9 protein-coding genes are annotated in these 12092 nt (G+C 41.7%); 8 read left to right on the forward strand and 1 reads right to left on the reverse strand.

Annotation, left to right across the window (positions count from 1 at the left end):
• The first annotated feature begins 52 nt into the window (after window positions 1-52).
• From MHI32_RS02345 to MHI32_RS02365, 5 genes are all read left to right on the forward strand, one after another.
• Window positions 53-457, forward strand: coding sequence for a tautomerase family protein (locus tag MHI32_RS02345; protein WP_076124624.1), 405 nt, complete (start codon window positions 53-55; stop codon window positions 455-457).
• A 1-nt stretch (window position 458) separates the two neighbouring features.
• Window positions 459-788, forward strand: a complete 330-nt coding sequence (locus tag MHI32_RS02350) for a carboxymuconolactone decarboxylase family protein (RefSeq protein ID WP_076124622.1) — start codon at window positions 459-461, stop codon at window positions 786-788.
• Between the two features lie 84 nt (window positions 789-872).
• Window positions 873-2447, forward strand: coding sequence for a sigma-70 family RNA polymerase sigma factor (locus MHI32_RS02355; protein ID WP_340011831.1), 1575 nt, complete (start codon window positions 873-875; stop codon window positions 2445-2447).
• A 265-nt stretch (window positions 2448-2712) separates the two neighbouring features.
• Complete coding sequence (locus tag MHI32_RS02360) at window positions 2713-5103, forward strand: ABC transporter permease (protein ID WP_280753307.1); 2391 nt, start codon at window positions 2713-2715, stop codon at window positions 5101-5103.
• Between the two features lie 102 nt (window positions 5104-5205).
• Window positions 5206-6183 carry a phosphotransferase gene (locus tag MHI32_RS02365; RefSeq protein WP_076282338.1) on the forward strand — a complete coding sequence of 326 codons (978 nt, stop codon included), beginning with the start codon at window positions 5206-5208 and terminating at the stop codon, window positions 6181-6183.
• Between the two features lie 47 nt (window positions 6184-6230).
• Here MHI32_RS02365 and MHI32_RS02370 read toward each other — a convergent pair whose 3' ends face one another.
• Complete coding sequence (locus MHI32_RS02370; protein ID WP_076218986.1) at window positions 6231-7124, reverse strand: helix-turn-helix transcriptional regulator; 894 nt, start codon at window positions 7122-7124, stop codon at window positions 6231-6233.
• Between the two features lie 144 nt (window positions 7125-7268).
• Here MHI32_RS02370 and MHI32_RS02375 point away from each other — a divergent pair, with 144 nt between their 5' ends.
• From MHI32_RS02375 to MHI32_RS02385, 3 genes are all read left to right on the forward strand, one after another.
• The gene (locus MHI32_RS02375) at window positions 7269-9521 is read left to right on the forward strand and encodes a beta-L-arabinofuranosidase domain-containing protein (RefSeq protein ID WP_340011832.1); all 2253 of its coding nucleotides are present in this window, start codon (window positions 7269-7271) and stop codon (window positions 9519-9521) included.
• Between the two features lie 306 nt (window positions 9522-9827).
• Window positions 9828-11543 carry an ABC transporter ATP-binding protein gene (locus tag MHI32_RS02380; protein WP_340011833.1) on the forward strand — a complete coding sequence of 572 codons (1716 nt, stop codon included), beginning with the start codon at window positions 9828-9830 and terminating at the stop codon, window positions 11541-11543.
• Between the two features lie 35 nt (window positions 11544-11578).
• A complete protein-coding gene (locus MHI32_RS02385; RefSeq protein WP_076101239.1) occupies window positions 11579-12061 on the forward strand; it encodes an NUDIX hydrolase in 483 nt (160 codons plus the stop codon).
• Window positions 12062-12092: the final 31 nt, after the last annotated feature.

Here is a 12092-nt window from a genome sequence, read left to right on the forward strand (position 1 = left end):
ATCAAAATACTGAGAGTACAATAAAAGAATTCCAAAGAAGGAGTGAATTATAATGCCATTCATTAGAGTCAGTTATCTGGAGCAACAATACGACACTCATCAGCTAGAAGGAATATGCAGAGCGATTATGAGCGCGTTAATTCAGCATTTCCATGTACCGGAGGATGATATGTTTCAGGTTTTTCATGCGCATAAAGCGGGGGAATTTTTTTATAGTAAAGATTATTTAAATATTGAACGAAGCGACGGACTGATATATATCCAAGTTACGCTAAAATCCGGAAGATCAACGGAACAGAAGAAAAGCTTTTACGCGAGGCTAGCCGAGGAATTATCGATGACGCTAAACATCAGAAAAGAAGATATATTCATTGTGCTCGTCGATACGGAATTCGAAGATTGGTCGTTTGGTAACGGTGTTGCTCAAATGCTACAACCTCCGGTTAGGGAGGTGTAATATGGCGCATCAGAAAATCGTCACAAATGTACGGGAATCGTTAGGGGAGTTCGCTCCGGCATTCGTCGACTACTCGGAAAATGTGTTATTTGGGGACTTATGGAGACGTGAGCAATTATCACTTCGGGATCGTAGCATGATTACGATTTCTGCCTTGGTGATGGGGGGCATGACGGAACAACTCCCCTATCATCTGCACTTGGCTTTAGAGAACGGCTTACAACTTGAAGAAATCGTGGAGGCCATCACCCACCTTTCTTTTTATGTAGGTTGGCCGCGAGCCTCTTCAGCTCTAGAAGTTGCAAAGGATGTAATAGGAAAAAATAAATAACGTCTGACTTTTCAATCCCATCCGTAACCTTTAGGAACTTCATTGGCACTTGTATATAATACGGAAGAAGGGAGCGGAGGACAGATGCTTCAGTATATCGAAGAGGCTAAACAAGGAGACCGACAAGCTTTTGAACAGATTGTTAAGCACTTTACACCGATGGCCAATGCAGTTGCGTTCGAAAAGCTGCGTGACTATCAATTAGCGGAAGATGCTGTGCAGGAAGCTTTCACAGAAGCCTTTTTGCATTTGAATAAATTACGAGCAGTAGAGGCATTCCCGGGCTGGTTTAAAGCTATTGTGGTGCGGCAATGTTATCGCATCTTGCGAAGAAAGCAGCATCCTGCATTACCCTACGAGGAAGCTGCGCAAGCGACAGAATCTTCATTTTCTATAGCAGATATTATTGAGAAAAAGGAAACCCAACGGCTGGTTCACGAGTCTATAGCTGCATTAACGTCCAATATGCGGATTGCCGTTCAATTATATTATTTTCAAGGCTACTCACTACAAGAGATTGCTGACTTTCTGGGGACTTCGGTTTCGGTGTTGAAGAAGCGACTTTTTGATGCCCGCCGCAAGCTGAAAGGTGCATTGCCTGTAGCAGATGTTCTTTCCGTATTCAACCATTTGTACGAAGGGGGAAAAGCTGTGCTTCACATTGTAAATGGAGATGTAGTGGGAGAGAAGCTGCGGCAAGGAATCGTGAAAGGTGATGTACTAGTGTGGAGAGAGGTATATTCGCATGGGCCGGTATTTTTGGATCCTGCCGATGGAGATAACCGCGCTGTTCGAGCGCAATATTTGGAACAAACGATGGGGATTCCGCAGAGGGAATTTATCGCCAATAGTGAGAGGCAAGAGAAGATTTTAGCTGATTTCCATAAATATGAAGAAGTGGTGTTATGGTTCGAGCATGACCTTTTCGATCAGACGATGCTCAGTTATTTACTCCATTGGTTCTCGAAGCAGATAATGTTAACCACCAAGCTAAGCTTACTATGCATTGGAGAGTATCCGGGAATAAAGTTATTTCGAGGACTTGGACAACTTTCTATAGAGCAGATGGAAACATTATCAGGCACATGGAAGCTAATCGGAGCCAAAGAATTAGAAGCAGGTCAAGCACTCTGGGAAGCCTATGTATCACCGAATCCAGAATTGCTGCAACAACGATTAACTACAGATACATCGGCTTTACCCTTTGCACATGACGCCTTCCGGGCGCATTTATCGCGCTTTCCTTCTACTACAAACGGACTTGGCATCGTAGAACAAATCACGCTGGAGATGATCCGTGAGGGAATAAAATCACCCTATGAGCTGTTCAAAAATGTGGGTGATAAGCTTAACATCTTAGGAATGGGCGACCTGCAATATTGGCATATCCTAAGAAAGATGGTACAAGGCACGTACCCTTTGCTACAAACCCATGGATGCAATGAGTTCCCTGTTTATAACGATTCAGTAATGCAATTTAAAGACTGTGAGCTTGTATTAACAGAGCTAGGTAAGAGTGTAATAGCTGGAAACGAAGACTGGGTGCAGAAGAATGGCAGCGATGAGTGGTTTGGAGGTGTACATCTGCAAGGATTGACTCCGCGCTGGCGGTGGAATCCGTTGGTCGGTGCGCTTCAGGAGAGAAGTGCCGAGGCGTAATTTATTAATCTAAATGTTTGCTACACAAGGCATATTGAGCATAAAAAGACTTCCGCTAATTTGGAGATACTCAAACGCTCCAGAGGGGGAAGTCTTTTTTGTTGTATCCATATATTATATGAATAGTAAATATAGTATATATTATCTATTTAAAGGGTGATTGATCTTTGTTGGAGAATATTATCTATAGAATAAATAGTGAAAGTATTCACTTGATGATGCAAAGGGAGGAATATTTGTTATACGATAGGAGGATGATGTATCAATGTCCATACAGAATAAAACAGCAATGATAAGAATTGCAAAAGCAAATTTAAAAGCGGAAAAAACCAAAAATTACTTTGTAGGCAGTGTGATAGCTTTAGCTGCGTTTTTATTAACTGTTGTAATGACCTTTGGTTATAATTCTTTTACTAACCTACAACATGAGTCGAATTTCCAGGCTTTATTCTATAATCTCAATAACAATGAAATCTCACGATTGAAAGAAATAGAGGGAATTAATAAAATCGGACTCTATAAGGAAATAGGCAGAGAGAAAAAAGAAGAACGCTTATTGTCCATTCTCTACACGGATCAAGCCATGATGGATTTATCAAATGCCAATATCGTTCTGGGGAAGTTCCCTACAAAAGAAAATGAAATTGCAATAGAAAAAGACTTTCAGTTATCCGATGATCGAAGCCTGGGGCTTGGCGATTCTATTTCTTTGCAATTTAGAAACAATGCCAGCAAAGAATTTCAAACCAGCCAATTTGTGATTTCTGGAATTCTGCAAACAACCGCATCAGGTAACGAGAATCGAATCGGCTACAATGCTCTGGTATCAAGCGCGTTCGTTGAGGCAGATCCATTTATTTCCAAAGAGGATTTCTCCGCGGCAATTAGCATCAACAACAGCAGCAGTTATTCCAACGAGGAACTGAAGTCAAAAATCAAAGAAATAGGGCAGCGAATGGGTATCTCTGAGAGAAATATTCAGATCAATAATGTAAATGTGGACAGTAATAATCTGTCAGGAAGCACTGTGATATCCATCCTGTCTATCATGCTGATCATCGCACTGGCTTGTTGGCTAGTTATCTACAATATCTTTTATATTTCAATTACTAAGCGAATTAAACAATACGGACAACTTAGAGCAATCGGTGCAACAAAAAAGCAGATAAAACAGCTAGTTCTATATGAAGGGAAAAATCTTTCAAGAAAATATATCCCTATTGGAGTTATCTTAGGATGTTTAATGAGCTGGATTTTAAGTGGCTTTCACTGGAATGCAGTTCCAAGTTTTTCACTTGCCTTTTTAGCCGGTTTGCTCACCAAAGTAACAGTTAGAGCTTCATTAAACGCACCATCTAAATTCGCATCAAGAATCTCTCCTATAACAGCGATTAGACATGTAGATGCCGATGTTAATACAAAAAAGGAGAAAAGAAACTCGAAAAGACTCACACCATTTTCTTTAGCTGCATTGAACTTATCAAGAAGCAGGAAAAAGACGGTGTTAACTTTGCTGTCTCTTTTTTTAAGCGGAACGCTATTTGTTTCCTTGGGGACATTATTAAACTCGGTCGATCCAATCTCAAAAGCAGAGAAATATTTTCCGAATCATGGTCGGTTTGATATTCAAATTAATAATGAGTTGTATTCTGAAACAACCTCATTAAGTGATCTTCAGACGGAAGGGCAACTATCTACTTCTTTAAAAAATAAAATCCTAGCTATAAATGAAGTTGAGGACGTAATCGAACATCAGTATATTGAAGCTGCTATCGAAGGAATAAAAACGGATGATGGGGCCGCGATAGTCAGTATTGAGAATATCCCTACGTTAAACAACGAAAGATGGAGTAGTCATTTGGCTGAGGGGAAGATCCCAGATGTTGATTCGTCGGATGCATCCTACATTCTCCTTAACAGCGCCAGTAGTGACTTAGATTATTACGGGGCTCATTACGCTGTCGGTGATCATATTTCATTCATAATTGCTAATGATCAGGAGAAGGTTAAACATGATTTTGAGATCATTGGAGATATTACGGATAAGAATTCAGGAACTTCATTTTATCTTCCACCCAAAGTAATGCAAACTGTAGCCCCTTTTAATAGCAATAAGAGCTACGAAGTTATTACTATGGATAAATCGAATGAAGAGTTAATAAAGAGTGAGTTAGAGGGTGTGATTCTCAATGAGGATACACTCAAATTATTGTCTTTTTCCGAAGTTGTGGAATCCAATAGAATTGCTTTTAGAACTATCACTATTTCAGTGTATAGTTTTATGGTTTTTATAGCAGTATTCAGTATGATCAATCTCTTGAACACCATAATCACCACTATTTCTGCAAGAAAAGGGGAGCTAGGCCTTATGCAAGCCATAGGAATGAGCCGAAAACAATTAATGGCTATGTTAACCTATGAAACAGGATTTTTAGTGGTTGGAAGCTTTACGATGGCTCTTTTTACGGGCAATCTAATGGGATACATGATAAGTAAGAGTGCAGGGAATATGGGGGGGCTTTCCTACATTCAATACCAATTCCCTTGGAGTGCTATTTTCCTGTATTTCTTGGTTATTTTACTTGTCCAGACTGGTATGGTTCAGTTTGTTAGACGATCAATATCGAAGCAGAGCATTATAGAGCAATTAAATTAACGATGCGGAAAGTTTAGCTATATTTAATAAATCCCTCGCCTTTATACGGGCCAAACGTGAAAATAAATAGTGAGTAGCAATTAACGTTGAAGGGTGATTTATATGCTGAAACTGCCGGTGTATCATTCCGTAATTTCTTCCCATGCCATAGTACCCGTAATTAATGATCTTTATGAAATCGGGGATGTTTTGGAGTGTAGTTTTTATGAGAACGGACTTAATGATACCTATTTACTAAAGACCTCTATTGATAAATACATTCTTAGGATCTATAAAGCTCATTGGCGAAATAAACATGAGATTGATTTTGAACTGGAGTTATTGAATCACTTAAATAAGAAGAATATCCCTGTATCGGCTCCGGTAATCAGCAGGGAGGGTGGTTACCTAATTGAGCTGGAGGCTCCTGAAGGAATACGTTACGCAGTTCTGTTTACTTTTGCAAAAGGCAATTATTCCGATGAAAAAGCTAGCTGTGAATTATACGGTGAACAAGTGGCTAAGATGCATCTGGCTATGGATGATTTCGAATGTGGGCAGCAAAGATTTACGCTTAATCTGGATCATCTGCTTCAAGAACCGCTTCAATCGATTCGCAAGCCTTTATCCCACAGGCAAGAGGATATCGATTATCTAGAATCTTTGTCGGAAGTATTGGCAAATAGCATAGCTGAAATCTCATCAGAGCTGGATTGGGGGGCATGTCATGGTGATCTTCATGGAGCGAACGTACATTTCTACGAGGATACCCTGACTCATTTCGACTTTGATTGCGGAGGTTTTGGCTGGAGGGCCTATGATGTTTCCGTGTTTCTGTGGTCAAGGGTTAGAGGGAAAGAACGAGAGCATTTTGACAATGAACAATGGACTGTTTTCCTGGATTCATACCAAAAGCATAAAGTATTATCTGAGAACGATTTAAAGGCAATCCCTATATTTGTTGCTATCCGGGAGATATGGTTGATGGGTCTGCACACAGGGAACGCACAGGTTTGGAGTTGTGGGTGGCAAAACGATCATTACTTCAATACTAATCTGCAATTCCTACGTAATTGGTGTGAAGTTCATTCTATCCAATAGACAATACCCAAACAAGAAGCCACTCCATATTTAGGGGTGGCTTTACTTCAGTCATTATTCATAAACGTCTTATGATAAGCGTTACGATATTGGGTGGGTGTCATGTTTTCGTATTTTCGGAAGAGGCGCATGAAATATTTATCGTCGGTGAATCCCGTCTCTGTCGCGATGTCCCTCACGCTTAATGCGGTTCTGGTTAGTAGCTCCTTCGCTTTAGTCACACGTACTGAATGGATATATTCTAATGGCCCCATGGAGGTATGCTGTTTAAATAGCCGAGCTAGATAGTCCTTGTTGTAATTGAATTTATCCGCGATGATGGCCACGGTAAGCGGTTCGCTTGCATGTATCCTTGTCCACTCAGCTATTTTGACGAAGGTGACATCTTGCTGTGCGCGGATCAGCTTACTGGCGAACGGCTGAAGTGCATGCTCAGACAGCTCAATTAAAAGCGAGGTCAGCAAATAATTAACGCTGGAATAGGTTAAATACCCCGAGTTGGCCACATGAAGGATTTGATTCGCTAGAATATGAATCCGGTCACTATGTTGGATTTTTATGATTTGGGGCAGATATAGATCATGTACGGACCATAAGCGCTGTGTGCGCGAAAAGATTTCTTCTGCCTCAGGCTTCATTTCCTCCTCACTCAGTAATAACCCCTCGGTTGTCAGTTCGAAATGAAACCAATAAAACTTAACCCCGGGTCGTGACTCTCTATAGCCGACATGTGTGCGATTAGGCATGAGCAGAAGAGCTTCGTCGGGGCCTACTTCAAATTGTTTGTTCTCCTCACTCAAATATACCGTTTCGTTCACGCCAATGATTAGTTCGTAGTTCCCCATAACACGCTCCACATGCTTCCATGGTGTTTCTGAGATAAATTCACCTGCCGCTGTAAAATGAACAGGTGCATCTGCATTTATTTTTAAATAGCTCATGCGGTCCTCCTAGTATTCATAAGTCGGGTTTGTCCACTATTTGTACGACTGGTCTACCGACAAATCAACGTTCCGGTGTTATCTTATGGATACAAATATACACTTGTCATCTAACCCTGACAAGATTGCGAGGGAGCGATTTCATTGAAGACGCAAGCTTTTGATCTACAGAACGTACGAATTGATTCAGGTCCACTTCTCCATGCGATGGAGTTAAATACTGATTATTTACTTAAGCTTGAGGCAGATCGGCTTCTGTCGCGTTTTCGCGAATATGCTGGCTTAGAGCCTAAGGCTGCTCACTACGAGGGCTGGGAATCTCAGGGTATTAGCGGCCATACGTTAGGCCATTATATTTCTGGATGTGCGTTAATGTATGCCTCTACGGGAAATGAAGAGCTGCTACAACGCGTGAATTATGTAGTAGATGAATTAGAGCTATGTCAGGATGCGCATGGCAATGGCTTTATTTCCGGCATTCCTCGTGGCAAGGAGTTATTTGAGGAAGTGAAGGCAGGCGACATTCGCTCACAGGGCTTTGACCTCAACGGAGGTTGGGTGCCGCTTTACACGATGCATAAGCTGTTTGCAGGTCTTCGCGATGCTTATCGATTGGCCGGCAATCAGAAGGCGCTCGTTATTGAAACGAAGCTGGGGCTGTGGCTTGAGGATATTTTTGCAGGGCTGAGTAAAGATCAGATCCAAGAGGTGCTGCGTTGTGAGTTTGGCGGCATGAATGAAGCGCTGACGGATTTGGCAGAGGATTCCGGAGAAGATCGTTTCCTCGCGTTAGCGGAAAGCTTTTATCATGGGGAAGTGCTTAATGATCTGGCCGTAGAAAAAGATACCCTAGCTGGAAGACATGCTAATACACAGATTCCAAAAATCATCGGAGCTGCTAGACAATATGAGGTAACTGGGCAGGAGCATTATGCAGGTATTTCCCGCTTCTTCTGGGATCGGGTCGTGAATCATCATTCTTATGTGATCGGCGGCAACAGCTATAATGAGCATTTTGGTGAACCGGATAAGTTAAATGATCGATTGGGTGAAGGTTCATGTGAGACATGCAACACGTACAACATGCTGAAGCTGACTAAGCATATGTTCCAATGGGATGCGTATGCAGCGTATGCGGATTACTACGAACGTGCGATGTATAACCACATCTTAGCCTCTCAGGAGCCGGTAGATGGCCGGGTATGTTACTTCGTATCTCTCGAGATGGGTGGACATAAATCGTTTAATTCGCAGTTCGAAAGCTTTACGTGTTGTGTAGGTTCGGGAATGGAAAGCCATTCTATGTATGGCTCGGCGATATACTTCCATAGTGCAGATGAGCTTTATGTCAATCAGTACGTACCTTCTACAGTGGCTTGGAAAGAGCAAGGCATTAGCTTGCAGCAAGAGACCAGGTTCCCGGCAGAGGGACAAGGTATACTGCGGATCAGTGCAGCACAGCCAACGAAATTCACATTAAAGCTAAGATATCCTTACTGGGCTGAGCAAGGGATGAGTGTTAGCGTAAATGGTGAAGATGTTCAAGTAAATGTAGGCAAATCTAACTACTTTACTTTGGATAGAGAGTGGCAGGATGGAGACGTTGTCGAATACGATATTCCGATGTCGGTGAGAATCGAGACGATGCCGGATAATCCGAACCGAGTTGCATTCCTTTACGGGCCACTTGTGCTCGCAGGTGATTTTGGGCCTATAAATGCAGAGACCAATAGCGATCGCGCCCTTGCTTCCGTATTAATCGGAGATCGGGACACACTGACGGACAACCTCATCCAATCTAATGTGAGCAATAATGTGTTCCGGATGAAAGGTTTAGGGTATACAGGGGATCATGAGCTTCGTCCGTTCTACCCTATGCATGATCATCGTTATTCCGTGTATTGGGATTTGTTCACACCGGAAGAGTGGAAGCTGGCAGAGGCTGAATATCGCGAAGCTGTGGAGAATAACTTGCTGCTTGAGCAGTTAACTGTCGATTCGGTACAACCTGCTGAAATGCAGCCTGAACGCGATCATAATTTCACAGGTGAATTTGTAGGCTTAGGTAAAATCCACAATCGCAAGTATCGGGACAGCTGGATCAATGGCTGGTTCTCCTTCACGATGGAAGTTTTGCCGGATAAGCAAGTGGATTTGGTGGTCACGTATCTGAAGTCGAACGATACTTCGCTGGCATTTGATATTTTGGCGGATGGGGAGCAACTTGGTGTAGGCACTCTTGAGTCTGAGGAGATGAATAAGCTGGAGACGATTCGCTATGAACTCCCGCAGCCGATCACGAGCGGCAAATCAGCAGTTACGATCAAGTTTGCTTCTCATGAAGGACATAAGGTTGGCCAAGTGGCCGGACTACGTATCGTTAAACGTAATTCTTGAATAAAAAGGCTTACAGAATTATAATAGGGTCAATTCTTTTAATTGAGGTGAAATGGATGTCTTTCCGTACCGTTACAAGGAACTAGTTATCGGGCTGGGTGAAACGCGTACCAGCTATCAAGGGGGGAGTCTACCCTTTTGATTACAACTAACTAGAGCTTTGAACGGTGCCATGGGCAGCTATTTTTGTAGAGCCAGGCACTTAACCTATCTAACTTAGAAAACCGTTTATTTGTGGATGGTTTTTTACAGTGGGATAGGGGCGCCTGGCTTTTTTGCATTCAATTAAAAGAGGGGATAAATGATATGTTAAAAAAGAGTCTAGCTCATCTAAAGTGGTGGGTATGTGGTTATATTTTATTGGGTTTTGCCATTCAGCTGTTAAGTAGTTTAGGGGTTGTTGTCTTTCAAAAAATATTAGATAAGGCCACGGTAATCAACAGTTTTGGTGAAATATCCACATTAATTATGGTGTATGGGTTTCTGCTAGCTGGGGTGGCGATCCTGAATTATATAGACGAATACCCGAGTGTGTTTTTATCGAACAGCATCACGGAGCGGTTAAAGATTCTTGCACTGTCCAAAATATCAAAAATGGATTATCAAGCGTATCAGGATATGGGAACAGGGCAGATGATTAAGGTGATCGAGAACGGGGCAGCGGCTGGAAACAGCATTATTTTTTCTTTTTTTCTCAAAACATTACATGAGTTGTTACCTACTCTTCTATTCAGTCTAGTCTTTATCAGCTTCTATGATCTAAGGATCATGTTAGTGATTGCAGCTGGCTACGTGGTTGTCTTTCTGATAACAAATCTGTTGTTGAAATTTCTGTATGCCATGAAGGCTGCCATTCTCCAAGAGCAAGAAAAGATGTCCAGATTCTCTATCCGCGGGTTTATGGAATTGGTCGTCTTTAGAACCAACAAGAGATATGAGAAAGAGATCGATAAATTAAGCCAGACTGCACGCACTATCATTCATAAAAATGCTCAGCTAAAAATGATCCATGAAGCTTTTTTTGCTATATTCGAGTTATTTGTCACGATCATTAAAGTTGTTGTCCTGATTTATGGTGTGAAAAGCATTGTCACAGGCGAGACCTCCCTTGGTATTGTGGTCGCATTGTTTATGTTCATCGATAAAATTTATACCCCAATTGCCATCTTTAATGTTTTATTTGTAGATTACAGACTGAATAAAGTGACCTACAGAAGATTCGAGGAATTTATTGCTGCCCCAGAAGATAAGAACTTGGAATCCGGAGAAGCCATCACTGAGCTCCAAGGCAATATTGAGTTTAGGAAGGTGTCCTTTACTTATGGGAATGTGCAGATACTGAATAGCCTGTCTTTTTCGCTTACGCGAGGAACTTCTGTTGCTATTGTCGGATTAAGTGGAGGCGGGAAATCTACGCTGATTAAATTGATTGTGGGGTTATTAAAAAAGGGCGAAGGTGAACTCTTACTGGACGGTAAGGATATCGATGAGATTCGTTTGAATAGCTACTATGATCATATTTCCTATCTATCCCAAGATACGCCGATTTTTGATGCTACGATAAGGGATAATATTGTATTTGATGAGGATACTCTGTCCGATGAAGAGCTATATGAGATTCTGGGAAAAGTTCATTTGCAGGAAAAAGTAAGCCATTTACCGGATCGCTTGGATACTTTGGTGGGCGAAAAAGGTCTCAAATTATCAGGAGGCGAAAGACAGCGATTAGCGTTTGCCAGAGTCATTGCCCAAAAAAGAAATATTCTAATTCTGGATGAGCCCGTGTCAGCGCTTGATAATATCACTGAGCAAAGTCTTGTGGAGACGATTTTGAATGAATTTAAGGACAAAACTATCATCATTGTGGCCCACAGGCTTAATTTTATAAAAGACGTTGATAAGATATTGGTAGTGGATCAAGGATCAATTGTTGGGGAAGGGAAGTTTGATGATTTAATAGAACAGTGCGAAGCTTTTAAAGCGTTATGGAGTAGAAAAATATCGTTTACAGATTATCGATAAATTGCTAGACTCTTCTAAAAAAAGAGGTGCTATCTATGGCTTGGCCAACACATATTGTAGCGGTGGGTGGAATTGCAATAAATGAAGAGGGAGATATTCTTTTAGTAAAAACACATCATGGTGGCTGGGTATTTCCTGGAGGACAAGTGGAAGTTGGAGAAAACCTAATGGATGCACTAATTCGCGAGATTAAAGAGGAAAGTGGAATAGATGTTGTTGTTTCTCAATTGATTGGCGTGTATTCGAATACAGGTATGCATAAATGGTATGACGGTGAGACGGATGTTCCTACCAAGGTCATGTTAGACTTTATCTGCAAGCCCGTGGGTGGAGAATTAAGTACTTCGGAGGAAACATCTGAAGTGATGTGGGTAGCCAAGGAGAAGGTGCTGGATCTGATTTCTGCAGCGGCTATTCGTACCCGCTATCAAGCTTATTTGGATTTCGACGGAAATACTAGGTACATGGATTATGTAACTGGAGGTGCGTTTGAAGTTAAATTGGATCGGACGGTGTAAAAAAAGAAGCTTTGAGGCTTTCCCGAAAGGG

The organism is Paenibacillus sp. FSL H7-0690 (assembly GCF_037980415.1).
In the GTDB taxonomy this organism is placed as follows: domain Bacteria; phylum Bacillota; class Bacilli; order Paenibacillales; family Paenibacillaceae; genus Paenibacillus_AQ; species Paenibacillus_AQ odorifer.

What these genes read in the sequence shown, in the direction of transcription:
- MHI32_RS02370 (WP_076218986.1), bottom strand. Translation starts at nt 7,124, where the DNA reads ATGAGCTATTTAAAAATAAATGCAGATGCACCTGTTCATTTTACAGCG.
- MHI32_RS02350 (WP_076124622.1), top strand. Translation starts at nt 459, where the DNA reads ATGGCGCATCAGAAAATCGTCACAAATGTACGGGAATCGTTAGGGGAG.
- MHI32_RS02380 (WP_340011833.1), top strand. Translation starts at nt 9,828, where the DNA reads ATGTTAAAAAAGAGTCTAGCTCATCTAAAGTGGTGGGTATGTGGTTAT.
- MHI32_RS02360 (WP_280753307.1), top strand. Translation starts at nt 2,713, where the DNA reads ATGTCCATACAGAATAAAACAGCAATGATAAGAATTGCAAAAGCAAAT.
- MHI32_RS02385 (WP_076101239.1), top strand. Translation starts at nt 11,579, where the DNA reads ATGGCTTGGCCAACACATATTGTAGCGGTGGGTGGAATTGCAATAAAT.
- MHI32_RS02355 (WP_340011831.1), top strand. Translation starts at nt 873, where the DNA reads ATGCTTCAGTATATCGAAGAGGCTAAACAAGGAGACCGACAAGCTTTT.
- MHI32_RS02365 (WP_076282338.1), top strand. Translation starts at nt 5,206, where the DNA reads ATGCTGAAACTGCCGGTGTATCATTCCGTAATTTCTTCCCATGCCATA.
- MHI32_RS02345 (WP_076124624.1), top strand. Translation starts at nt 53, where the DNA reads ATGCCATTCATTAGAGTCAGTTATCTGGAGCAACAATACGACACTCAT.